This window comes from Nocardiopsis sp. NRRL B-16309 (assembly GCF_001279585.1).
GTDB lineage: Bacteria > Actinomycetota > Actinomycetes > Streptosporangiales > Streptosporangiaceae > Nocardiopsis.
Window position 1 is genome coordinate 359562 of the sequence record NZ_LGEC01000002.1, and the last position, 24735, is coordinate 384296.

Annotated in this window: 11 protein-coding genes; all 11 read right to left on the reverse strand. The window is 73.3% G+C overall.

Annotation, left to right across the window (positions count from 1 at the left end; all coding sequences use genetic code 11):
- Positions 1-19 precede the first annotated feature (19 nt).
- The 11 genes from ADL05_RS01355 to ADL05_RS01405 all read right to left on the reverse strand — a co-directional run bounded on the left by ADL05_RS01355 (position 20) and on the right by ADL05_RS01405 (position 24734).
- Positions 20-4786, reverse strand: a complete 4767-nt coding sequence (locus tag ADL05_RS01355) for a type I polyketide synthase (RefSeq protein ID WP_053614962.1) — start codon at positions 4784-4786, stop codon at positions 20-22.
- Positions 4773-12917: a type I polyketide synthase gene (locus ADL05_RS01360; RefSeq protein ID WP_053614963.1), complete on the reverse strand. Its 8145-nt coding sequence runs from the start codon at positions 12915-12917 to the stop codon at positions 4773-4775. The genes ADL05_RS01355 and ADL05_RS01360 overlap by 14 nt, the downstream gene beginning before the upstream one ends.
- A gap of 528 nt (positions 12918-13445) precedes the next feature.
- Positions 13446-14711 (reverse strand): styrene monooxygenase/indole monooxygenase family protein, encoded by a 1266-nt coding sequence (locus tag ADL05_RS01365; protein ID WP_053614964.1) that lies wholly within the window; start codon positions 14709-14711, stop codon positions 13446-13448.
- Positions 14712-14778: 67 nt separating this feature from the next.
- Entirely contained in the window at positions 14779-15336 is a 558-nt protein-coding gene (locus ADL05_RS01370) for an ATP/GTP-binding protein (protein WP_053614965.1), read from the reverse strand.
- A gap of 22 nt (positions 15337-15358) precedes the next feature.
- Complete coding sequence (locus ADL05_RS01375; protein WP_082376014.1) at positions 15359-15718, reverse strand: DUF742 domain-containing protein; 360 nt, start codon at positions 15716-15718, stop codon at positions 15359-15361.
- 51 nt (positions 15719-15769) lie between these two features.
- Positions 15770-16195, reverse strand: coding sequence for a roadblock/LC7 domain-containing protein (locus ADL05_RS01380; protein ID WP_053614966.1), 426 nt, complete (start codon positions 16193-16195; stop codon positions 15770-15772).
- An 88-nt stretch (positions 16196-16283) separates the two neighbouring features.
- The gene (locus tag ADL05_RS01385) at positions 16284-17969 is read right to left on the reverse strand and encodes an ATP-binding protein (protein ID WP_231640555.1); all 1686 of its coding nucleotides are present in this window, start codon (positions 17967-17969) and stop codon (positions 16284-16286) included.
- A gap of 2593 nt (positions 17970-20562) precedes the next feature.
- Positions 20563-22365 (reverse strand): ABC transporter substrate-binding protein, encoded by a 1803-nt coding sequence (locus ADL05_RS01390; protein WP_053614968.1) that lies wholly within the window; start codon positions 22363-22365, stop codon positions 20563-20565.
- On the reverse strand, positions 22362-22550 hold the full coding sequence (locus tag ADL05_RS01395; protein WP_053614969.1) for a hypothetical protein: 189 nt from the start codon (positions 22548-22550) through the stop codon (positions 22362-22364). Before ADL05_RS01395 ends, ADL05_RS01390 begins: the two co-directional genes overlap by 4 nt.
- Positions 22551-22554: 4 nt before the next feature.
- Positions 22555-23661, reverse strand: coding sequence for an ABC transporter ATP-binding protein (locus ADL05_RS01400; RefSeq protein WP_231640556.1), 1107 nt, complete (start codon positions 23659-23661; stop codon positions 22555-22557).
- Positions 23658-24734: an ABC transporter ATP-binding protein gene (locus tag ADL05_RS01405; protein WP_053615055.1), complete on the reverse strand. Its 1077-nt coding sequence runs from the start codon at positions 24732-24734 to the stop codon at positions 23658-23660. The genes ADL05_RS01400 and ADL05_RS01405 overlap by 4 nt, the downstream gene beginning before the upstream one ends.
- Between the last annotated feature and the right edge of the window lies 1 nt (position 24735).

The window sequence follows — 24735 nt, forward strand, 5'->3', positions numbered from 1 at the left end:
CAGGGGGTCGGGAAAGCGGTCAGTCACGCAGGGCGTCGTCGATGAAGGCGAACAGCTCTTCCCTGCTCGCCGACTCCAGGTCCCCGTCGGCCGCGTCCGCCCCCGCCAGCGACGGAGTGAGCCGCTTCAGCAGGTCCTGCAACCGCCGGGCGACGGCCTCGCGGTCCACGCCCGGGTCCCCGTCCTCGCTCAGGGCCTCCTCGATGCCGTCGATCCGCGTCATCACGATCTGCTGGGCGTCGCCGAACAGGCGCTCCTCCAGGTGTCGGCCGAGCACCGCACAGGCCGGGTAGGAGTAGGCGAGCCCGGCGGGCAGGCTCAGCCCGGTGAGCGCGGACAGCCGGTTGCGCAACTCGATGGCGGTCACCGAGTCCATCCCCAGGTCCTTGAATCCGCGGTCGTCGTCCAGCATGTCCCCGGAGGCGTAGCCGAGGATCGCGGCGGCCTCCCTGCGGACGTGCTCGGTGAGCGCCCTTCGGCGTCCGGCCCGGTCGAGTTCGGCCAGCTGTGGCTCCAGGCCGCCGGACACGGCCGCTGCGCTGCCTGCCCGGTCGGCGGAGGAGGGTTCGAGGGCTCGCAGGAGGGGGCTGGGCCGGTGCACGGTGAACGCCGCCCGGAAGCGGGGCCAGTCGACGTCCGCGACGGCGAGCGCGGGCAGGTCCCGGTCGAGCGCGCGTTCGAGCATCGTGATCGCCGCCTCCGGGTCCATCGTCGGAAGCCCGTGCCGCCGCAGGAGTTCGGCCACCGCCGTGTCCTCGGCCATCCCGCCGCCGGCCCAGGCGCCCCAGGCGACCGAGGTGGCCGGGAGCCCGAGCGCGCGCCGGTGGTGCACCAGCGCCTCACAGAAGGCGTTGCCCGGCGCGTAGTTGCCCTGGCCGGTCACGCCGAACACCGCGGAGACCGACGAGTACACCACGAACGCCGACAGGTCCATGCCCAGGGTGAGTTCGTGCAGGTGCACGGCGGCGTCGCCCTTCGCGCGCAGCGCGCACGCCACCTGGTCCGGGGTGAGGACGTCGATCGCCCCGTCGTCCAGGGAGGCGGCGGCGTGCACCACCGCGCGCAGCGGGTACTTCTCGGGCACGCGCTCCAGGGCGGCCGCGAGGGCGGCCCGGTCGGCGACGTCGCAGGAAGCGATGGTGACCTCGGCCCCGGTCGCACGCAGCTCCGCCTCCAGGGCCCGGGCCCCGGGCGCCTTCTTCCCCCGCCTGCTCAGCAGGAGCAGGTGTTGCGCGCCGCGCCGGGCCAGCCAGCGGGCGGTGTGCGCGCCCAGCGCCCCGGTTCCGCCCGTGACCAGCACCGTGCCGGAGGGCTCCCAGCGCCGGACGGCCCGGGTCCCGCCGATGGGTGCCCGTACGAGTCTGCGGGCCCGGACGCCGCCGTCGCGGATCGCGAGCTGGTCCTCGTCCGCGCCCCTCTCCCCGGTCAGGACCGAGACGAGGCTCTCGCCCGTGCCCTGCGCGTCCGCGGGCGGCAGGTCGACCATGCCGCCCCAACGGTCGGCGTGTTCCTGCGCCGCGACCCGGCCCAGCCCCCACACGAGGGCGGACGTGGGGTCGCTCACCGTGCCCCCGGCGGTGACGGCGCCCCGGGTCACACACCACAGGGGTGCCGTCACCGCGGCGTCGCCGAGGGCCTGCAGGAGCAGGACGGTGCTCTGGTGAGCGGTGGAGGCCGTGGGGCGCGTGAGTCCGCCGCCTCGGTCGGCCCCGTCCACGGCGTTGAGTGCCACGACACCGGCGACCGCGCCCGTACTCCCCTGGGCGTCGGCGAGGAGGCCGACCAGGCCCTCGCGGTCGACGGAGGCCGGTGCGTCCACGATGCGGGTCCGGCACCCCCTGCGGTCGAAAGCCGCGACGATGTCGGTGACGAGCGGATCCGACGGGTCCGAGCCGAGCAGCAGCCACGTACCGGTGTGCGCGGGCCGTCCGGCGACCGCGCCGACCGGCACCCACTCCTCCCGGTAGACCCAGTCCGCCGCCGGGTCGGGGCCCCCTCCGCCGTCGGCGGCGGCCGGGGCCGCCCCGGCGCCGGCCGCGGAGCCGTCCCCGCCGCCCGCCCGCCAGAAGTCCTGGTGCCGGAAGGCGTAGGTGGGCAGGTCCACGACACGGGGGTCCTCACCGAACACCCCGGCCCAGTCGACGTCGACGCCGTGGCAGTGCGCCCGCGCCAGCGAGGCCGTGAACCGCCGCAGGCCGCCGTCGTCGCGGCGCAGGGTGTCCAGGACGACCGTGTCCGGGGCGCCGTGCGCCTCGGCGGTCTCCTGGACGTGGGCGGCCAGCACGGGGTGCGGGCCCACCTCAACGAACACGTCGTGCCCGTCCCGCAGGAGGGCACGGGTGACCTCGGCGAACTCGACCGGGTTCGACAGGTTCCGGTACCAGTAGGCGGCGTCCAGGACCGTGTCGTCGAGCCGCGCGCCGGTGAGCGAGGAGTACATCGCAACGTCCGGCCGGCGCGGACCGATCCCCGCGAGCTCCCGGCTCAGGCGTTCACGGATGCGCGCCACGTGCGGGGTGTGCGACGCGTAGTCGACCGCGATCGTCCGTGCCCGCACCCCCGCGGCCTCATACTCCTCGACCAGTGAGCGCACGGCCTCCGGTTCCCCGGCGACCACCGTCGACGCCGGGCTGTTGACCGCCGCCAGGTGCACACGTCCGCCCAGCCCGGCGACGCGCTCGGTGACGTCCTCCGGCCCCTGGGCGACCGCGGCCATCGCCCCGGTGCCCGACAGCTCCAGCAGCGCCCTGCTGCGCAGGGCCACGACCTTCGCGGCGTCCTCCAACGAGAGCGCCCCGGCCACGCAGGCCGCCGCGATCTCCCCCTGGGAGTGCCCGACCACGGCCGCCGGCCGCACTCCGTGGCCGCTCCACAGTGCGGCGAGCGAGACCATCACGGCCCACAGCACCGGCTGCACGACGTCCACCCGCTCCGTCAGGGCGGTGTCCGCCCTGCCGCGCAGGACGTCCGTGAGGGACCAGTCGACGTAGGGCGCCAACGCCTTCTCGCACTCGGCCAGGCGCTCCGCGAACGAAGGGGAGGTGTCCATGAGCTCGACGGCCATGCCGGCCCACTGGCCGCCCTGGCCGGGGAAGACGAAGACCGGGTGGCGATCGCCGCGCGCCCGGCCGAGCACGGTAGTGGGCTCCGGGTGTCCCTCGGCCAGCGCCCGCAGTGCCGCGGCGAAGGCCGTGCGGTCCTCGGCGACGACGGCGGCGCGGTGTTCGAGCTGGGCGCGTGTGGTGGCCAGCGACCATCCCGTGTCGGCCGGGTCCGTGTCCGGGTGGTCGAGGACGTGGTCGCGCAACCGGGCCGCCTGCGCGCGCAGCGTCTCGTCGTCCCGTGCCGACAGGATCCACGGCAGGCTCCGCCGGGGGGCGGCGGCACGGTCCGGACGCGACTCGCCGACGGCCTCCGGTGCCTGTTCGACGATGACGTGGGCGTTGGTACCGCTCATCCCGAACGAGGAGACGCCGGCCCGCCTGGGGCGGTCCGTCCGCGGCCAGGCCCGTTCCCGTGTCAGCAGCCGGACGGCTCCGGAGTCCCAGTCCACGTGCGGCGTGGGATCGTCGGCGTGCAGGGTCCTGGGGAGCACCCCGTGGCGCAGGGCCTCCACCACCTTGATGAGTCCCGCGACACCGGCGGCGGCCTGGGTGTGGCCGATGTTGGACTTGAGCGATCCGAGCCAGAGCGGGCGGTCGGCCGGCCTCTCCTGCCCGTAGGCGGTCAGCAGCGCCTGCGCTTCGATGGGGTCTCCGAGCGTGGTCCCCGTGCCGTGCGCCTCCACCAGGTCGACGTCCTGTGCCGTCAGTCCGGCGTCGGTCAGGGCCTTGCGGACCACCCGCACCTGGGAGGGCCCGTTGGGTGCGGTGAGGCCGTTGGAGGCGCCGTCCTGGTTGACCGCCCCGCCCCGGATGACCGCCAGGACCCGGTGGCCGTTGCGGCGGGCGTCCGACAGGCGTTCCAGGGTCACCAGGCCGACGCCCTCGGAGAAGCCCGCGCCGTCGGCGGCCGCTCCGAAGGCCTTGCAGCGGCCGTCCGCCGCCAGCCCGCCCAGGTGGGTGAACTCCGTGAGCGGTCCGGGCGAGGACATCACCGTGGCCCCGCCCGCCAGGGCCAGGGAGCACTCGCCCGCCTGCAGCGCGCGTACCGCCATCTGGACGGCCACCAGCGACGACGAGCAGGCCGTGTCCAGGCTGATCGCCGGACCGGTGAACCCCAGCGTGTAGGCGATGCGCCCGGAGGCCACGCTGAGGGCGGTACCGGTCATCGCCAGGCCGTCCTCCGGCGCCTGGGACAGTCGGGGGCCGTACTCCGGCGCGGTCGTGCCGACGTACACCCCCGCGTCGGTTCCCCTGAGTGAGGACGGGCTGATCCCGGCGCGTTCCAGGCTCTCCCACGCCACCTCCAGGAGCAGGCGCTGCTGGGGGTCCATGGCCTCGGCCTCCCGCGGGGAGATACTGAACAGCCCCGGGTCGAAGGCGGCCGCCGCGTCCAGGAAGGACCCCTGGGCCATCGACGACCTGGGCGCTCCGCCGCCCTCGCCCCGCAGGGCCGCCAGGTCCCATCCGCGGTCGTCGGGCAGCGGTCCGACGGTCTCCCGCCCGTGGACGACCAGCTCCCACAGTGCCTCGGGGGAACCGATGCCCCCCGGCAGGCGGCAGCCCATCCCCACGATGGCGACCGGCTCGGGGCGGGCGACGTGGTCGAGCTCCTCGCGCAGTCGCGCGTTCTCCTTCAGCGCGGACCTGAGCGCCGCGACCAGACGGTGGTCATCGGAAGTCATGTGCTGTCTCCTGTCCACGTGCGGCTGGGGGTTCGCCCTGCAGTGCGAGGTCCACGAGAGCGTCCACCCCCATGGAATCGATGTTCCGGTCCCGCTCGCCGTCATCCTCCGAGGACGCGGGTACGCGGGGGTCGGCCTGCCTCTGCCAGGGGATCTCCCTCTGGTCGGGCTCCAGCAGTCCGGTCAGGAAGTGCGCCAGGGCGCGCGGGGTGGGGTGGTCGAAGACCGCGGTGGCCGGGACCCGCACACCCGTCGCGGAGCTCAGCCGGTTGCGCAGCTCCACACCGGTGAGCGAGTCCAGGCCGAGTTCGGTGAAGGGCCGGTCCGACGCGATCCGCGCCGGGCCGGCCTCCGGCGCGTGGCCGAGCACGACGGCGGTGTGGGCGCGCACCTCGGCGAGCAGGGCGCGTTCGCGGTCGGCCTCGGGCAGTCCGGTGAACCGGTCGGCGGGCGCGGGCCCGGATCCGGCCTCCGCGCCGGTGGCCGTACCGGCGGCCGTCGCCGTGGCGGTCGGCGCGACCAGTCCGCGCAGGACCGGGACGTCGGCGGCGCCGTCGGGCTCCAGCAGCGCGGGGACACCGTTGACCAGGCCCCACAGCAGGGCCGTGTCGAACTGGACCAGCGCGTCCTCGGGGGGCATCGGTGCGAGCCCTCCCCTGCTGAGCACGCCGAGGTCGGTGTCGTCCAGGTGCGCGGTCATCCCGCTCTCGCCGGCCCACAGCCCCCAGGCCAGTGAGGTGGCGGGGAGCCCGCGCTCGCGCCGGTGGTGGGCCAGGGCGTCGCAGAAGACGTTGGCGGCCGCGTAGTTGGCCTGCCCCGGGTTGCCCAGCACGCCCGCCGCCGACGAGTAGAGGACGAAGGACCCCAGCTCCGTGTCGGCGGTGAGCTCGTGCAGGTTCCACGCGGCGTCCACCTTGGGGCGCAGGACGCGGTCGATCCCCTCGGGGGTGAGGGTGGCGATGGTGGCGTCGTCGAGCACGCCGGCGGTGTGCACCACGGCCCCCAGCGGCCGGTCCTCGGGGATGTTCGCGAGCACCGCGCCCAGGGCGGCGCGGTCCGCGGCGTCGCACGCCACGACCTCCACGCGGGCGCCGAGCCCCTCCAGTTCGGCGGTGCGGGCGGCCTGGCCCCCGGCCTCCGGGCCGCTGCGGCTGATCAGCAGCAGGTGCCGCACGCCGTAGCCGGTGACCAGGTGGCGGGCCAGCCGGTGGCCCAGGGTTCCGGTGCCGCCGGTGACCAGCGTCGTGCGCTCCTGCGGGTAGGGCGCGGGCACCGACAGCACGAGCTTGCCGATGTTCTCCCCGCGCTGGAGCGAGCGCAGGGCGTCCTGGGCGCTCCGCAGGTCGTGGACGACGGTCGGCGGCGGGGAGAGCACGCCCTTGGCGAGCAGTTCCATCACGCGGGTGAGCATCTGCCCGACGCGTTCCGGGGCGACGTCGGGCAGGTTGAACGCCTGGTACCCGCGGCCCGGATAGGCGGCGGCGACGTCCTCCGCGGCGCGGATGTCGGTCTTGCCCATCTCCACGAACCGGCCGCCGGGGCCGTCGCCGTCGCCCGGCGACCGCAGCAGGCGCAGGGAGGCGTCCACGAACTCGCCGCTGAGCGAGTTGAGGACCACGTCCATCCCGCGCCCGCCGTTGGCCTCGCGCAGCCGCTCCTCGAACTCCAGGTCGCGGGAGGAGGCGAGGCGGTCCTCGGTCAGGCCGTAGGCGGAGAGCCCCGCCCACTTGTGCGGGCTGGCCGTGCCGAACACGGACGCGCCCATGTGCTGGGCCAGCTGCACGGCGGCCGTGCCGACACCGCCCGCGGCGGCGTGCACCAGCACGCTGTCGCCGGGGCGGACCGCGGCCAGGTCCACCAGGCCGTGGTAGGCGCTGAGGAAGGCCACCGGTACCGCCGCCGCCTGCTCGAACGACCAGCCCCGCGGGATGGCGGCGAGCTTGCGGGCGTCGGCGACCGCGATCGGGCCGAACGCGCCGTCGAACATCCCGGTGACCCGGTCGCCCGGGCTGAGGCCGACCACGTCCGCGCCGGTCTCCAGGACGATGCCGGCGCCCTCGATGCCCATGCCGGTCTCGTTCTCGACCAGGCCCAGCGCCACCACGACGTCGCGGAAGTTCACTCCGGCGGCGCGGACGGCCAGGCGCACCTCCTGCGGGCCGAGCGGGCCGCCGGCCTCCAGCGCCGGCAGCAGCTCCAGCTCCTGGAGCGAACCGGGACGGCGGGTGTCCAGCCGCCACAGCGCTCCCGGCGGGGCCGACCGGTCGTCGGAGCCGGCCCTGGCCAGGCGGGGCACAAGGACCGTGCCGGAGCGCAGCGCGAGCTGGGGTTCGCCCAGGCCGACCGCTCCGGCCACGACCCGGTGCGAGTCCTCCGACCCGTCGGAGTCCACGAGCACGAGGCGGTCGGGGTACTCGCGCTGGGCCGCCCGCAACAGCCCCCACACGGGGGCGGCGGCCAGACCGGTGAGCCGGGTGGCGGGGTCGGTGGCCACGGCCCGCCAGGTCACCACGACCAGGCGCGCGTGCTCGGTGCGGGGGTCGGTCAGCCAGGCGCGGATGGTCGACAGGGCCGAGTCCAGGCCCTCGCGGACGGCGTCGGGGATGCTCGCCTCGTCGGAGTAGACGGCCGTGGCGGGCAGTTCGGTGTAGACCACCGGCGGCACGGTTCCGTCCAGGTCCAGCCCGTCGAGGTCGGGCAGGCCCGCGGGAACGATCGCCGACGGCGGCGGCGCGTCGGCCTTCTCCCAGACCAGCTCGTACAGGCCCGGCAGCTCGGCGGGGTCGCGCGGCGGAAGGGCGTCCTCGTCGAGCGGGCGCAGGACGAGTTCGTCGACGGAGACGACCGCGGCCCCGGACGCGTCGGTGACCGCGAGGCGGTACCGGTCGGGCCCCAGTTCGGTGGCGCGCACCCGCAGGCGGCCGGAGGCGTCGGCCTCGGCGGCGGGCCGCACGCGCACGCCCGTCCAGGCGAAGGGCACCAGCAGGGAGCGCTCGTCGCCGCCGTGCAGCAGGAGGGCGTGCAGCGCGGCGTCGACCACCGCCGGATGGGGTCCGTGGAAGGGGCCGCCGGTGGCGGGCACCGGGGCTTCGACCTCGGCCAGCAGGTCGTCGCCGTGCCGCCACACGCCGCGCAGGCCCTGGAAGAGCGGCCCGTAGGTGTAGCCGCGCCGGAGCAGGCGGTCGTAGTCGGGCCACACGGCCAGCGACTCGGCGGACGCGGGCGGCCAGGGGGCCGCCGACGCGGAGGCGTGCGCGGACCCGGAATCGGTGTCGGCGGGGGCACCCGGCACGGAACCGCCCGCGGCGCCGGCGGCGGGGGCCTCGTCCGCGGCCACCGCCCCTGACGCGTGGCGGGTCCACGGGGCGTCCGGAGCCGCGTCCGCGGGACGGGCGTGCACGGCCAGGTCGCGCCGGCCCCGCTCGTCCGCGGTGCCCACGGTGACCTGGAGCCGCAGGCCCGCGCCGCGGCCCAGGACCAGGGGCGCCTCCAGGGTCAGGTCGGCGACGGCGGGCGCGCCCACACGCGCGCCCGCGTGGGCGGCCAGGTCCACCAGCGCGGTACCCGGGAGGACGACACGGCCGAGCACGCCGTGGTCGCGTACCCAGGGCTGGCCGTCGAGGCCGAGGCGGCCGGTGAAGACCGTGCGGCCGTCGGCCAGGGCGAGTCCGTCGTCGATGAGCGGTTCGGCGGGGCGTTCGGGGGCGGCCGCGACCGGGGCGGGCGGCACGGCCCAGTGGCGTTGGCGGCGGAAGGGGTCCTCGGGCACGGTGACGGGCGCGCCCTCGTCGGCCACGCCCTCCAGCACCACGTGGGCGTTGGTCCCGCTGATCCCGAACGAGGACACCGCGGCCCGGCGGGGCCGACCGGTGTCCGGCCAGGGCTCGGTGTCGGAGAGCACGCGCAGCCCGCTGCCGTCCCACTCGACCCGGTCCGTGGGCTCCTCGGCGTGCAGGGTCCGGGGCAGGCGCCCGTGCCGCAGGGACTCGACGGTCTTGATCACCCCGGCCACACCGGCGGCGGCCTGGGCGTGTCCGATGTTGGACTTGAGCGAGCCCAGTCGCAGGTCCTCCCGGGAACCGTCGGCACGGGCGGCGCCGTAGACCGCGATCAGCGCCTTGGCCTCGATCGGGTCGCCCAGCCGGGTCCCGGTCCCGTGCGCCTCCACCGCGTCCACCTCGCCCGGTTCCAGTCCCGCCGCGGCCAGCGCCTGGCGGATCACCCGCTCCTGGGCGTCGCGGCTCGGCGCGGTGAGGCCGTTGCTGGCACCGTCGGAGTTGACCGCGCTGCCCTTGACCAGGGCCAGCACGGGACGTCCCGCACGGCGGGCCTGCGAGGCGCGCTCCAGCAGGAGCATGCCCGCGCCCTCGGCCCAGGCCGTGCCGTCGGCCCCGGCGCCGAAGGCGCGGCAGCGCCCGTCCGGGGACAGCCCGCGCTGGGCGGAGAACTCCAGGAACATGCCGGGGGTGGCCATCACGGTGGCGCCGCCGGCCAGGGCCATCTCGCACTCGCCCCGGCGGATGGCCTGGGCCGCCTGGTGCAGGGCCACGAGCGAGGCGGAGCACGCGGTGTCGATGGTCATCGCCGGTCCGCGCAGGCCCAGGACGTAGGCGATGCGGCCCGACGCCACGCTCAGGGTGCTGCCGGTCAGCCGGTAGCCGCCGTCGCCCCCCGCGCCCTGGTCGGCCAACCGCGGCCCGTACTCGGTGGGCATGGCGCCGACGAACACCCCGACCTGGCGTTCGCGCAGGTCGTCGGTGCTCATCCCGGCCCGGTGGACGGCCTCCCAGGAGGTCTCCAGCAGCAGCCGCTGCTGCGGGTCCATCGCGTCGGCCTCGCGGGGGCTGATGCCGAAGAAGTCGGCGTCGAACAGGTCGGCGTCGTAGAGGAAGCCGCCCGCGCGCGCGTAGGTGCGGCCGGGGGTGCCGGGTTCGGGGTCGTAGAGGCCGGGCAGGTCCCAGCCGCGGTTGTCGGGGAAGTCGCCGATCGCGTCCACCCCGTCCTCGACCAGCCGCCAGAGCTGTTCCGGGGTGCGGACCCCGCCGGGCAGCCGGCAGGCCATGGCCGTGATGGCGACCGGGTCGTCGTCCGGGGCCGGGGCCGCGGGGGCGGGGGATCGTTCGGCCCGGACCTTCGAGGGCGGCGCGGTGGGAGGGGAGGACTCGGGGTCGGCGTCCTCCGCGGCCCCGGGCGCCGCCGGCACCCGTTCACCCAACTCCGCGACCAGGTGGTCGGCCAGGGCCGCGGGCGTGGACAGGTCGAACAGGGTCGTCGCCTCCAGTGGCACACCCGTGCGGTCCCTGACCCTGGCCGCGAGTTCGAGCAGCATGACCGAGTCGAAACCCAGGTCACGGAAGGCCCGTTGCTCGTCGGCGGCGGAGAGCGCGCGCTGTCCGAGCACCCGCACGACGAGCGCGGTGATCAGGTCCCTGGTGCCGTCCTCGGCGGCGTCCCGTTCTCCGGGCTCGGGCTCCTGCTCGGCTCCCGGCCAGAAGCTCCGCCTCTGGAAGGCGTAGGTGGGCAGGTCGATCCTGCGTGCCCCCGTCCCGCGGAACAGGCGTTCCCAATCCACGTCCACGCCCTCGGTGAACGCCTGGGCCGCCGCCGCGAGCAGCTGGGCCCGGTCCCCGCAGTCGCGCCGCAGGGTCTTGAGGACCGCGGCGTCGATCCCGTCCGCGGCCAGTGTGCGCTCGATACCGAACGTCAGGACGGGGTGCGGGCCGACCTCGATGAACGACGTGTGCCCGGACACGGCCGCCGCCCGCACGGCGTCGGCGAACCGGACCGTGCCGCGCAGGTTCCGGAACCAGTACTCGGCGTCCATGGGCGGGTCGTCCGGTGTCGGCCGGCGGCCCAGGACCGTGGAGAAGAACGGGACCCGGCCGGGCCGGGCCGCGACCTCACCGAGGCGTTCGAGGAGGTCCTGGCGGATGCGTTCGACGTGCGCCGAGTGCGAGGCGTAGTCGACGTCCACGAGCGAGCCGTGCACGCCCGCGTCGGCGCAGTGCTCCACGGCGCGGCGCACCGCCGCGGGCGTCCCCGAGACCACGACCGACTCGGGGCCGTTGACGGCGGCCAGGTGGAGTTCGGGGTCGGCCTCGGCCAGCGCCTCGGCACGGTCGGGCGACAGCCCCAGGGAGGCCATCCCCCCGCTGCCCGCGAGCGCGATCAGGGCCCGGCTGCGCAGGGCCACCACCCGCGCCGCGTCCTCCAGCGTCAGGATCCCGGCCACGCAGGCGGCGGCGATCTCCCCCTGGGAGTGGCCGATCACCGCGGCGGGTTCGACGCCCAGCTCCGCCCACGCCCTGGCCAGGGAGACCATCACCGCCCACAGCACCGGCTGGATCACGTCCACGCGCGCGCCGGTCCCGGTGAGTGACGGGGACTGTGGCTCGCCGCGCAGCACGCGGGTCAACGACCAGTCCACGTAGGGGTCCAGTGCCCGCTCGCACTCGCGCAGCCGCTTGGCGAAGGCCCGTGCCAGGGCGCTGTCGTCGTCCAACAGCTCGCGGGCCATGCCCTCCCACTGTCCGCCCTGGCCGGGGAAGACCATCACGGGCCGGGCCCGCCCGGCCGCGCCGGCGGCCCGGTCGGCGCGCACGGCCTCCAGCTCCCGGGCCTCCGAGCCTCCGGAGGCGAAGATGACGGCCCGGTGCTCGAAGACGGTACGAGTCCTGGCCAGGGACAGGCCCACGTCGTGGGCGAGCAGGCCGGGGCGGGCGGAGACGAAGTGGTGCAGGGCCGAGGCCTGCGCGCGCAGCGCCTCCTCCGACCGCGCCGACAGCACCCACGGAACGGGGTCCAGGACCGTCTCCCCCGTGGTGGCGCCCGAGCGTTGGGCCTTGGGCGGCGGGGGCGGGCCGAGGACCAGGTGGCAGTTGGTGCCGCCCATCCCGAAGGAGGACACCCCGGCCAGCGGCGCGTCCGCGGGCCACGGTTCGCGGCGCGTCTGCGGGCTCAGCCGCAACGCCTCCAGATCGATGTCGGGGTGGGGTTCGGCGAAGTTGCGGGTGGGCGGCAGTTGCCCGTGGGACAGGCTCAGTACGGTCTTGACCAGGCCGACGATGCCCGCGGCGCCCTCCAGGTGCCCGATGTTGGTCTTGGCCGATCCGACGCGCAGCGGCTCCTCACGGCCGTCGGCGAACACCGCGCCGAGCGCGGCGGCCTCGACCGGGTCCCCCGCGGGGGTGCCGGTGCCGTGGAGTTCGACGTAGCCCACCTGCGCCGGGTCGATCCCGGCCCGGCGGTGGGCCGCACGCAGGACCGACTCCTGTCCGTGAACGTCAGGTCGCGCGAGGTAGGAGGTCTGTCCAGAATTGTTCACGGCGCCACCGCGCAGCACGGCGTGGACCGGATCGCCGTCGGCCAGCGCACGTTCCAGGGGTTTGAGGACGACTACGGCGCCGCCCTCACCGCGGGCGTAGCCGTTGGCGCGCGCGTCGAAGGTGTAGCAGCGGGCGTCCGGCGAGAGTCCGCCGAAGCTCTCCACGCCCTCGGTGCTCTCCGGGGTCAGGATGAGGTTGACTCCGCCCGCCAGCGCCAGTCCGCACTCGCCGCGGCGCAGACTCTCCATGGCCATGTACACACTGACGAGGGAGGACGACTGCCCGCTGTCCATGGTCAGGCTCGGGCCCGACAGTCCCAGCGAGTAGGACACGCGGTTGGCGATCATGCCGCGCTGGGTGCCGACGAGGGTGTGGTGGGTGGCACCGCCGTGGCCGGCCCGCTGCTGGAGCAGCGCGTAGTCGGAGGCGATGGCGCCGGTGAACACGCCCGTGTCCGAACCGCGCAGGGCGTCCGGGGACATCCGGGCGTGCTCCACGGCCTCCCAGCTCAGCTCGAGCATGATGCGCTGCTGGGGGTCCATGGCCAGGGCCTCACGCGGAGAGATGCCGAAGAAGGCCGCGTCGAAGTCCTCGGCCCGGTCGAGGTATCCACCCCAGTAGTGGTCCCGCGACGGGGAGGTGACACCGAGTCGCTCCGGTGGCGCCGAGATGGACTCCCGGCCCTCGCAGAGCAGTCTCCAGAAGCTGTCGGGAGTCGACGCCCCCGGGAGCCGGAGGGAGACTCCGACCACCGCGACGAGGGCCTCTGGGCCCTCCAGCCTGCCGGACGGATGGTCACTACTCATCGCGTTAGCTCCGATCACGCTTCACGTTCTCGCGCCGTTCGCACGCCGGCCCATGGACGCCATTGTGCGCGTGCCGTGCAAATGCACGAGCGCGTCGCATATTTCCGCAGGTCAGAACAGTATTTACTGGGCTACGACGCGCGGTTCGCCCACGGAACGGGGGTCGCGGTCTTCAGGGGCAGGGAAGGTGACACGGGACAGGTGCGAGGAGGACGCGCGGGGAGACACGGAGCACCTTCCTGATCGAGCCGAAAACGTCTACCCGAAGGTAGACATACACGACAAATAGTCGCCATACCACAGTTAGACGTACATCAGCCCCATCGTCTTTCATATGCCACTTACAGCAACAGACTTCAACATGAGGGATCGTAACCGCTGGCCACGACGCATGACAACGAACTGCTTCTTTTCGGTCAAACGGGGCAGGCATTCGGTCATAGACGTAACTCTGATGCCATCTGCTCTCGGACAGCGAGAAGCCCGATGCGCCTGGGGCATCGGGCTTCTCGCCGCAGCGGCCGAAGGTCAGGAACCCGACCGCGCCCGGACCTCCGCGACGAACTGCATGGCGCGGTCGGGATCAAGGAGCCAGGTCCCGAAGTCCGGCGGGTAGTCCCATCCCTGGATCCAGCGGTTGCCCACTTCGGGGAAGTCCCGGGCCGCGTCGAGCAGATCGTAGAAGTACGACGGAAGGTCACCGCTGTCCCACAATGTGGAATTCATCTCGGACCAGAGCTGGTTGTGCAGGCCGAACTCCCAGAAGCGGTCGAACGTGCGCACCAGGAACGCGTCGTCGAACTCACGGTCACCGTGCTCGATGATGCTCTCCAGGTAGGCCTTGGCGCACCTGGTCGAGTTGTTCCAGCTCTGCCCGACGTACGGGTCCATCGTGACGACCACGTCCGCCATGCCGAGCACCCGCCCTCCGGACGGCAGCACGCCGACCGGGTTGCGGACCTGCGGGGTCAGCTCCTCCACCAGCGTGCTGTTGCGGCCGTCCGAGAGGACCGCGTCCTTGACCCGCTCGAAGTACTCCGGCGCGTACTGGCGGAGCAGGTCCTTCATCCGGCGGAGCTGTTCCTCGGGGCCCGGCCGGTCGGGCCAGGCGTCCATGGGACCCCCGCGCTTGTCCACCATCAGCAGGTTGTGGCAGGGCCCCTCCTGCGTGAGGATCGGGATGAAGATGATGTTGCCCGCGTCGGCCGCCGACGCCGCCCAGCCGATGTTCTCGTCATCGTCGTCCCAGGGCCAGACGTCGTAGATCTGGGCCTGGGCGATGGAGCGGGGCCTGGCCCCGCTGAACCGGCTCTCGTCGTAGTCGAAGAGCTGGCCGAGTTCGCCGTGCCCGACCGCCACGATGATCAGCTCGAACATGCGCGAGAAGTAGTCGAGGTCGGTGACGGTGACGCCGTGGATCACGACCTTGCCGCCGCGGTCCTCGAAGTACTCCAGCCAGTCGGCCATCTTGACGCGGCGATCCACCGAGACCGTGTAGTCGTTCCCCTCTCCGGTCCTGCCGGTGAACGTGCGGACGGGTTCGTCGCCTTTCGGGTACAGATGCACCCTCTGGTTCCTGATCTGCGGCGACAGCGCGCTCCAGAGGTCCAGGTTGTGCTCACGCTCGTAGTTCAGAGCCGTCGGGAAGGTGAGCTGCGAGACCGAGGGCTTGCCGGTCCGGATCTCCATCGAGGACTGCCCCGTGATCACCGTGACGTCATAGCCCTCGGTCAGAAGGCCATGGGCCAGGTGCAGGCCGGCGTGGCCCGCTCCGACGATAAGGATTTTGCGCATCTGTCGCTAACTTTCCTGGGGGAATCAACGGTGACGAGGGGACCGGTGCTGGACCGCTCCCCGCCCGTCAGGCGACGGGTTCGCTCGCGCGGTTGTGTTCGAGGGCGTACCGGAGCAGCGTCTTGAGCACGTCGCCGCCGGAGCTCCGGTGGCGCGCGTCGAAGTCGATGATCGGCACCTCGGGGCTGATCTCCAGCGCCTCGCGAACCTGCTCGGGGGTGTACTCCAGGAGGCCCTCGAACTTGTTCAGCGCGACGATGTAGGGGATGCGCTTGGTCGTCTCGAAGTAGTCCACCGCGTCGAAGGAGTCCGCGAGCCTGCGGCAGTCGACCACGACGACGGCGCCGACCGCGCCTCGTACGAGATCGTCCCACATGAACCAGAACCGGGCCTGGCCCGGCGTCCCGAACATGTACATGATCAGTTCGTCGTCGACGGTGATGCGGCCGAAGTCCATCGCGACGGTGGTGGTCGTCTTGTGCGGTGTGATCGAGTTGTCGTCGTGACCGATGCTGGCCTCGGTCATGATCGCTTCGGTCGTGACCGGCGGAATCTCCGACACCGAGCTCACCAAGGTCGTCTTGCCGGCGCCGAAGCCTCCGGCGATGACGATCTTGCTCGACATCTTCTTGCGATTCGACCTGCTGTCACTGGAAAAGTCGTTCGAGACCACGAAGAGCCCTCTCCAGAACCTGGTTTTCCGATGGACTGCTGCCGGTGATGGTCGGGTGGATGTACACCAGGTCCTGTTCGGCCAGGTCGCTGATCAGGACCTGGGTGACGCCCAGGGGGATGTTCAACTCGGCCGACACCTCGGCGAGTGACCGCGTCTCCCGGCACAGTCTGTAGATGTTGATGGACTCCGGCATGAGGGTGCTCGGTGGTTCCTGGCCCGGCTCAGAGGTCGAGACCAGGGTCTGCACCATCAGCGGATGCCGCGATCGCGTCCGGCCACCCGTGAAGGTGAACGGGCGGACGCGGTTGCTCCTTCGCCTGCGGAAGCTCATTTCAGTGGCAACCTTCTCATGATCCCTGTGAACCGTTTCGGGTCGCCGTCGTCAGTTCTGGATGACTTCCCGCAGCTGCGAGCGCAGTTGCGGTGTCAGCACGTGGGCGACGTTCTCCACGAGCTTGGTCATCTGGAAGCCGACGAGCTTCAACTCCGTGCCCGGCGCGGTCAGGACGGCCATGCAGGAGCCGTCGCTGATCGCCATGATGAACAGGTGTCCCTGGTTGAAGCGCACCAGGAGCTGCTCGCAGTCCCCGCGCTGGAACAGGTTCGCTCCACCGACGGCGAGGCTGTGCAGCCCGCTGGCGATGGCGGCGAGCTGCTCGGCGTGCTCCTCGGGGAAGTCACTGGAGTGGGTCAGCACCAGGCCGTCGGAGGAGACGACCACGGCGTGCTCGACTCCTCGGACGTCGCGGACGAACCTGTCGATGAGCCACGAGAAGTTCTCAACGCTGTCGTTTGCGGGTTCAGTCATCGCGGATAACCTGCCTCGGCCGTGTGTCGTTTTCGCTGGTGGTCAGTGGTGCGCATAGGCGCCGGCGTCGCGTCGGTCCGGTGGGGGCTCACGTGGCGCCGCCCTCCTGGCCGTCGGACTCCTCGCGTGCCTCGCGCTCGCCGTCGAGGAAGTCGCCGAGGTCGTCTCGGATCTGCTCGGCTCTTGCGTCGCCAGTCAGCTTGGGTGTGTCCGGCGCCTGCGAGGGCGGAGGGACCGACTTCGGGTGCGGCATCATCCGCAGCGGCGAGCCGTGCGGGGTGGCGCTGCGCCGGGGCAGGCCCGCGGCGGTGACGGAGGGGTCTCCGCCGTTGGTGGGCTTGGAGGCAGAGCTGCCGTTCACTCCGTTGGTTCCCGTCACGGGAGGGGGCGTGAGGGCCTGGGACCCGGTTCCGACCGAGGGGCCCGGCGTCGAGGGGACCGCCGAGGTCCGGGGCTTGCCCGGGGTCGGCGGCGTCGCGACGCGCAGCAGCTCCTTGGGGATGATGGTGTAGGCGTTCACCCCGCGGAACGCGCGGGACTCCAGCCGGGTCTCCAGGCCGTGCTTGCGGCCGATCCGGCTCGCGACGTACAGGCCCATGTGCCGGGGCACGTCGTCGTCGAGCTTCGGCGAGCCGCTGAGCCGGTCGTTGAGTTCGCCGAGCTGGTGCTCGGGGATGCCCACGCCCTCGTCCTCGACGATCATCATCAACCGGCCGTCGTCCATCTCCCGGGCGCTGATGACGACCTGGGAGTGCTCGGGCGAGTTGGCCGTCGCGTTGTCCAGCAGCTCGGCCAGGAGGTGGCTGATGTCGTCGGCCGCCATACCGGTGATGGAGGTCTGCGGCAGCTTCCCGAGGCGGACACGGGGGTAGTCCTTGATCTCGGAGGTCGCGGCGCGGGCCACGTCGAGGAGGGGGACGATCTCGTCGTGGGCGTCGGACTCGCCCCCGTCGTGGCCGGTCAGCACGAGGAAGTTCTCGCCGTTGCGGCGCATACGGGTGGCGAAGTTGTCGATCTGGAAGAGCTTGTCGAGGAGGTCGGGGTCCTTGGCGTCGGTCTCCAGCTCCTCGACCATCTCCAGGAGTGCGTCCACCAGCGACAGGTCCCGCATGGCCAGACCGGCGAGGGCCTCGTTGAGGATCGTCTCCGTCTGCCCGGCGGAACCGGTCGCGGGAGCGGCGGGGACCTCGGGGGCGGAGGCGGCGGGGGCGCTCGCGGCCTCCGGCGCACGCTCGGCCCTGGGGGCCTCGGGCGCCGGCGCGCTCGGTGCCGCCGCCTCGGGCCGGGGCAGGGCCCTGGGCTGCTCGGCCGGCTCGATGCGCTCGCGCGCGGACTCCTCGGGACGGTCGTCGCGCTCCGGGCGCTCCGTGCGCTCGGCGCGGTCCTGGACCGGTTCGGCGGTGAGGACCTGCGGCGGCTGGCCGGGGGTGAGCACGATGACGTGCTGGATCGGCTGGCCGTGCGTCTGGTACGGAACCGGGTAGACCATCGGCTGCCCCGGCATGACGTAGCCGGGCGGCTGGAAGGGGGCCGGGTAGGCGCTCTGGTAGGTCACGATCGGGTGCGGAGCCGGGTAGGGCACCGGGTACTGCGGCATCGGCTGGGGCGGGGGGGCCGCCTGCTGGTAGGCGCCGTAGGGGTACGGCGGAGGGTAGCCGTGCGGCTGCTGGCCGTCCTGCCACGGACCGCGCGGGTCCGGGGCGGGCGGGTACTGCTGGGGGCCGTGGCCGTACCCCGCGGGGGGCTGCGGCAGGCCTGTGGGCTCCTGTGGCACCTGGTACCCCTGTCGTCCTGGTGAGGGGGGAGCGGGCTGCGGCCCCTGGGGGCCCCGCCATCCCTGCTCGTCATACGTGTGGTGGGGCCCTCCCGGGGCCTGCGGCCCCGCGGGTCCGGCGGGCCCGTGGCCCCACGCGGTGTGGTCCGCCGCCTGGTGGCTCATGGAAGCGCCGGCGGCGTGCGGTCTGTGTCGTTCGTGCTGCTCCCCCGGTTCGTCCGAGGGCGTGTGGGTGTGGTCGGCCATGGGCGGAGCTCCCTCCGGGGGCCGGGCCCCGTCCTGTCCGGCCGGGACCCGCGGGGAGCGGGTGCCGTGACGGCCGGAACGGTCGTCGGTGCTGGTCTGGTCGGGCGCTGGGGGTGAGGTGTCGCCCGATCGGGGGGTCGGGTCGGCCGGGGCTCCCGTGCGGTCGGCCCGTTCGGGACGCGTGCGGGAGCGGATCGGCCGGAGCGGCGGAACGGTGGGCGGCGGTGTCCCGCCCCGGGACGCCGCCGTGCGCGAGGCGGAACCGGCCTCCGTCCGCTCGGCCGGAGCACCGGGCTTCGCCGGACCGGAGGCCGCCGTGCCGGTGGCGTTCGGCCCACGGCCGTCGGTCGCCGGAGCCGGACCCGCGGCGGGCTCGGCCGGGGACCGCTCGGCGGACGTGCGCTCCGAGGAGGCGGTCGGCATTGTGCCCTTCGCCGGTGCCGGGGACCGGTCGTCGGCAGAGTCGGATGCGGCGGGCCTCCGGTCCGCAGGAGCTGCGGAAGGCTGCGCGCCACTCTTCGCCGGAGCGGAAGCGCCCGGAGCGCTCGCCTTCACAGGAACGGGTTCCACGGGAGCGGAAGCCTGCCCGCCGCTCTTCTCCCGAGCCGGGGGCCGCTCGGCGGACACGCGCTCGGAGGAGGCGGTCGGCGTAGCGGCCTTCGCCGGTGCCGGGGGCCGGTCGGTGGCAGAGTCGGACACAGCGGGCTTCCGGTCAGCAGGAGCCGCGGAAGGCTGCGCGCCACTCTTCGCCGGAGCCGCAGACCGGTCGGGCTCGGGAGCCGTGGACGTTCGAGTCGCCGGAGCGGAAGCGCCCGGAGCGCTCTCCTTCACAGGAACGGGTTCCACGGGAGCGGGCGCCTGGGCGGCGCCCTTCCCCGGAGCAGGGGACCGCTCGGCGGACGTGCGCTCGGAGGAAGGGGAGGCACTCCGCGCCTCGGCCTTCGCCGGAGCCGCAGACCGGTCGGCGGTGGACCCGGACACGTCGGTCGTGCGCTCGGAGGAAGGGGCAGCGGTTCGCTTCCGGGCCTCGGCGGCTCCCGGCACGGCCTTTCGGGGACCGGAAGCGCTCCGCTCCCGGTCATCGGCCTTCGGACCCGTGTCGGCCTCGGCCTTCACCGGAGCCGGAGACCGGTCGGGCTCGGGAGCAGTGGACGTTGGAGCCGCCGGGGCGGAGGCGTCCGGAGCGCTCGCCTTCGCGGGGACGGATTCAGCTGGAGCGGGCGCCTGGGCGGCGCCCTTCCCCGGAGCAGGGGACCGCTCGGCGGCGGGGTCGCCGTCCTGGCCCGCACCCGGCTCGACCGGGGCGGGGGCCTCCGGAGCACCGCCCTTCGCCGCCTCGGACCCGGCCGGGGTGGCGTCGGGACGCGATGGCTCGGCCCGTCCCGCGGACCGCGCGGCTCCGGGCTCGGGCGCGCGCACGGGGAGCACGCGCGGCTCGGGCTCGTTGAGGCCGACCCCGCGCCACTGGCCCACCGGGTTGGCCCCGGTGTCGACGTCGTCGACCTTGAGCGGGCGCGTGTAGGGGTTGGGCACGTTCACCCTGGCCGCCGGGCGGTAGCCGTTCTCGGCCGGGCCGGAGAAGGGGCCGACGGGCGGCGTCGGCGCCGCGTCCTCGTTCTTCACCGGCGTGGTCTGGTCCCGCTCCGACGCCGGGTCCGGGTTGTGCGGATGCACGGGCTGATGCACGGGATGTCCTCGTTCGGGCTCCGGGGGTGGGACTTCCTGGGACTTGACGATCCGGGAGATGGCCCTGCGAAACCTGCCTCGACCCATCCCCGGCTGCGCGGGGTCTGGGCTGTCTCGTGGTGGCGGCTCCTCTGACACGATCTCGTCTCCTTGGAATCAGCCGGGCGGCGCGGCGGTGGCCCCGTGCCTTCGGCCCGATCGAGGAGACAGGGGCGACGGGACCGCGCCGGGATCCTGCGCCGACGCAGCATCCCGGGCGCAGGGGGAACGCCTCGACGTTCCCGGTAGGGCACAGGCGCGCGTTCGGATACCCCGGCCGGGGTGGTCGACACCCATCCGGCGACAAGTATCCACGTCCGGAACAATTCCTGTACTTCCGCCGAGAACCGTCTTTCGGTTCGTCAGACTAACAAAGGCCGTGGGGCTTGGCAGTCGAATCGGGAAAGCACCGGGAAACACCCCAGCGGGACACGGATGACGTGCGGGAACTCCCGAAAAGTTATTTTGTGGCTTTTGAGTGTTATGTCTGCCTTGTGGAGAAATGACCGATTCACTCACCGTGGTCAGGATCACATTCACCACTTCCGCAACACTGTCCCCACGCACACCGCGGGGGCGGGGCCGAACGGCCTCCGCCCCCGTGCCACCGGGCTTCCCGGCCCTACTCGACCGGTTCCAGGTCCCCCTGGATCAGCGACAGCATCACGTGGTTGTCCTGGTACTGCTCGTTGTTGGCCGCCGGGTGGTCCGCGGCGAAGTGCTCGACGCGCACGCCCTCGATCGCGGGCGCCAGGTACCGGTAGGTCCAGATCGGGATGCGCGGGAGCAGTTCGTTGAAGATGATCGCCAACCGCTTCAGCGCCGCGTGCTGCTCCTCCTCGGTCCCGGCCCGCTTGGCCTCCTCGATCAGCTCCGCCACGTCGACCTCCCCCTGGGAGGGGCTGTCCACGTTCAGGTCGAACGACTGCCCGGGGTTGTCCTCGTCGCCGGAGTTCTCCAGCAGGAAGTTCATCTGGAAGGCGCCCCAGTAGTCGGGGATCTCCGGGTTCCCCCAGTGCCGCACCGCGACCTCGAAGTCACCCGCGCCCCAGATCCCCCACGGGTTGTCCGAGGGAACGTTGCGGGCCTCGCACCGGATCCCGAAGGTGTTCCACGCCTCCTCCACCTGCGAGGCGGTGAGCTCGAAGTCGCCCCAGCCGGCGACGCCGATGATCTCGTAGCTGGCCGCCTCGCCGTCCGGCAGGTGCCAGACCCCGTCGCGCAGGGTCCACCCCGCGTCCTCCAGCAGCTCCGTGGCCCGGGCGGGGTCGTAGCCGTAGTGCTCGAACTCCGCCAGCTCCTCCTCCGTCATGATCTCCTCCGCCTGGAGGTCGACCAGCCCCGCGTAGTACTCCACCCCGCTGTAGGCCTCGCCGCGGGCGACCTGGCCGATCGTCTCGGTGTCCAGCAGGTGCGCCAGCGCCTTGCGCACGCGCACGTCCTCCAGCTCGGGCTTGGCCGCGTAGTTGAACATGAGCCCGCAGCCGTCGTAGCCCGCGTGCTCGATCCACTTGAACCCCTCCACGCCCTGGAAGGCCTGCTGGTCGGCGGCCGAGGGTGCCTCCGTCGAGTAGTCGACCTCGCGCTGCTGGACGAGCAGCGCCGACTGCCGGTTGTCGCCCTTGTGCACGACCACCTCGTCGAAGAGCACCTCACCGCCCTGGTAGCCGTTCTCGTTGCGCACCAGCGTGATGCGGGCGTCCGACATCTGCTCGGGGTCGAACATGTACGGCCCGCTGCACACGATCTCCTCCGGCGCGAACTCCACGAACTCGGCGATGAACTCGCTCTGCTCGTCGTCGCCGTAGCGCACCCCCGACCGCACCAGCTCCAGGGCGCGCTCCCCGAAGTCGGCGTAGGTGGACCTGGCGACGATCCGGTGCTTGATGATGCTGCGCTCGATGTTGGGGAACGGGGAGTCGAAGCCCAGCCGCACGCTCAGGTCGTCGAGCTTCTCCAGCTCGGTGACCTGCGGGAATCCCACCGACCACGGCGCGACCTCCATGATCGCGATCGCGTAGCTCTGGATCATGTCGTCGGCGGTGAGGTCGCTGCCGTCGCTCCACCCCAGCCCGGGGCGCAGGGTCACGACCAGGTCGTCCCCGTCCCACTCGGAGCCTTCGAGCAGCATGTAGTCCCAGGTGTGCTCGCGCCAGTTGTAGAACCCGCCGGTCATCAGGAACAGGTCCTTGTAGACCGAGTTCAGCAGCAGGGCGCCGTCCTCGACGGCCACGTTGCGGGTGTTGGAGTCCAGGTCGAAGTCGAAGACGCCGGTGAACCGCCGGGCGCCGCCGGCACCCGCGTCGCCGCCCGCGCACCCGCTCAGCGCACCGGCGGCCGCCGTGGCGGCGGCACCGGCGCCCACGGCGCGCAGGACGTTGCGCCGGCTCATCTCCAGGACGTGCTCGGGGGGTGTGGAGGTCATGGGTGACGCTTCCTTTCCAGGAGGACGGCGAGCAGTCCGAGGACGACGTTCAGCAGGCCGAGACCGACCGTGACGACGCTGATGACGAACTCGGCCGTGCCCGGGGGGTTGAGAAGTGCCGACAGGGCGCCGGCCAGCACCAGGAAGGCGCCGACCAGGAGGCCGAAGCGGCCGATGAGCAGCACGGGGTCACCCGCCGTTGACGACGTGGCAGGCGAGCAGGCGGTCCGGGCCGGGGGCCAGCGCGGGCCGGGCGGTGTCGCAGCGGCCCGGCTCGAACAGCGGGCAGCGCGGGTGGAACTCGCAGCCCGGCGGCAGGTCCGTCAGGTCGGGGATGTCGGCGCCGCGCAGCCGCACCCGCTCCTTGGTGCGGGCCAGGTCGGGGTCGGGCTCGCAGACCGCGGAGACCAGGGCCCGGGTGTAGGGGTGGCGGGGGTCGTTGACCACCCGGCGGGTGGGCCCCTGCTCCACGATCCGGCCCAGGTACATGACCGCGATCTCGCCGTCCCAGGCGAAGTACTTGGCCACGGCCAGGTCGTGGGTGATGAACAGGAACCCGACGCCGAGGTCGTCGCGCAGCCGCCCCAGGGTGTTGAGCAGGCTGACCCGGATGGAGACGTCCAGCATCGAGGTGGACTCGTCGGCGATGATCACCTCCGGGTCCATCGCCAGGGCCCGGGCGACCGCGACCCGCTGGCGCTGTCCGCCCGACATCTGGTGGGGGTACTTGTCCAGGTAGTCCTCGGCGGGAGTGAGTTCGACCCGGCGCAGCAGGTCGGCGGTGGCCGCGCGGGCCTCGCGGCGGTCCCTGACCATCCGGTGGCGCCGTAGTCCGGCGGAGACCGTGGAGTAGACGGTGCGCACCGGGTTCAAAGAGGCGTAGGGGTCCTGGTGGATGTACTGGACGGACCGGCGGAAGACCGCGCGCTCGGCCCGGTCCATGGCCGCGACGTCACGGCCGCGGAAGCGGACGGTGCCGGAGGTGGGCCGGGCCAGTGCCGCGGCCATCCGTGCCGTGGTGGTCTTGCCGCAGCCGGACTCCCCCACCAGGCACAGCACCCGGCCGGGGCGCACCCGCAGGTCGACCCCGGCCACGGCGGGGACGTCGCCGCGCGGGGTGGAGAAGACCTGGCGCACGCCGTGCAGGCCCAGGACCGGGGTCTCGTTCCCGGGGGTCTTCCCCGCCCCGGCGGTCGGCTCCGCCCCAGAGGTCAGTCCCGCCCCAGCGGTCGGCCCCGCCCCGGCGGCTTCCTCTCCCATGGCGGACGGATCGTGCTGCACGGTCGGGTCGGTCATCGGGTGGCCCCCTCGGTGAAGAGTGCGGCGTCGTCGGCGCGCAGGCACGCGGCGGCGTGGCTCAGCCCCTCGGGGCGGGCCCTGAGGACGTCGAGCTCGGGACGGGTCCGCGAGCAGCGGGGCTGGGCGTGGGCGCAGCGCGGCGCGAAGGAACAGCCGGCGGGCAGCGCCCCCAGGCTCGGCGGCCCGCCCGGCAGGGACTCCGGAACGGTCAGGTCGCCCGCGACCGGCGGCACGGAGTTGATCAGCGCCCGGGTGTAGGGGTGGCGCGATCGGTGGAAGATGTCGCGCGTGGTGCCGGTCTCGATCAGCCGGCCGGCGTACATCGTGCCGACGCGGTCGGCGAGCTCGGCGGCCAGGCCCAGGTCGTGGGTGATGAAGAGCATCGCGAACCGCAGCTCCTCGCGGAGCTCGGTCAGGCGCTCCACGATGGCGCGCTGGGTGAGGATGTCCAGCGCGGTCGTCGGCTCGTCGAGGATGAGCAGCTGCGGCCGCAGGGCCAGCGCGAGGGCGATCAGGGCGCGCTGGCGCATGCCGCCCGAAAGCTCGTGCGGATGGGCGGCCAGGACCCGTGCGGGGTCGAGCCGGACCAGTTCCAGGAGTTCGGCGGAGCGTTCGAGCAGTGCGGCGCGGGGGCGGCGGGCGCCGCGCCCCTCGTGGGCGCGGAAGGTGTCCAGGAAGTGGTCCCGCACGGTCAGCACCGGGTTGAACGCGTTCATCGCGCCCTGGAAGACCATGGCCGCCTCGTTCCAGCGGAAGCGGCGCAGCTCCTCCTTGGCCAGGGCGCGCACGTCGACCCTGCGGCCGTCCTTGCGCCGGAAGAGGACCTGCCCGGCGGAGACGACCCCGGTGCGCGGCAGGAGTCGCAGCAGGCCGAGGCCGAGCGTGGTCTTGCCGCAGCCGGACTCGCCCACCAGGGCCATGGACTGGCCGGGATGGAGGTCGAAGCCGACACCGCGCACGGCCGTGACCCGGCTTCTGCGTCCGGTCCGGTAGGCGATGTCGACGCCGCGCACGGACAGCAGGGGGCCGTCGTCGGCGGGGCCCGGGGGCGGGGCGGGGCGGTCGTGCACG

What these genes read in the sequence shown, in the direction of transcription:
- ADL05_RS01355 (WP_053614962.1), bottom strand. Translation starts at nt 4,786, where the DNA reads ATGACTTCCGATGACCACCGTCTGGTCGCGGCGCTCAGGTCCGCGCTG.
- ADL05_RS01390 (WP_053614968.1), bottom strand. Translation starts at nt 22,365, where the DNA reads ATGACCTCCACACCCCCCGAGCACGTCCTGGAGATGAGCCGGCGCAAC.
- ADL05_RS01400 (WP_231640556.1), bottom strand. Translation starts at nt 23,661, where the DNA reads ATGACCGACCCGACCGTGCAGCACGATCCGTCCGCCATGGGAGAGGAA.
- ADL05_RS01370 (WP_053614965.1), bottom strand. Translation starts at nt 15,336, where the DNA reads ATGTCGAGCAAGATCGTCATCGCCGGAGGCTTCGGCGCCGGCAAGACG.
- ADL05_RS01380 (WP_053614966.1), bottom strand. Translation starts at nt 16,195, where the DNA reads ATGACTGAACCCGCAAACGACAGCGTTGAGAACTTCTCGTGGCTCATC.
- ADL05_RS01365 (WP_053614964.1), bottom strand. Translation starts at nt 14,711, where the DNA reads ATGCGCAAAATCCTTATCGTCGGAGCGGGCCACGCCGGCCTGCACCTG.
- ADL05_RS01360 (WP_053614963.1), bottom strand. Translation starts at nt 12,917, where the DNA reads ATGAGTAGTGACCATCCGTCCGGCAGGCTGGAGGGCCCAGAGGCCCTC.
- ADL05_RS01375 (WP_082376014.1), bottom strand. Translation starts at nt 15,718, where the DNA reads ATGAGCTTCCGCAGGCGAAGGAGCAACCGCGTCCGCCCGTTCACCTTC.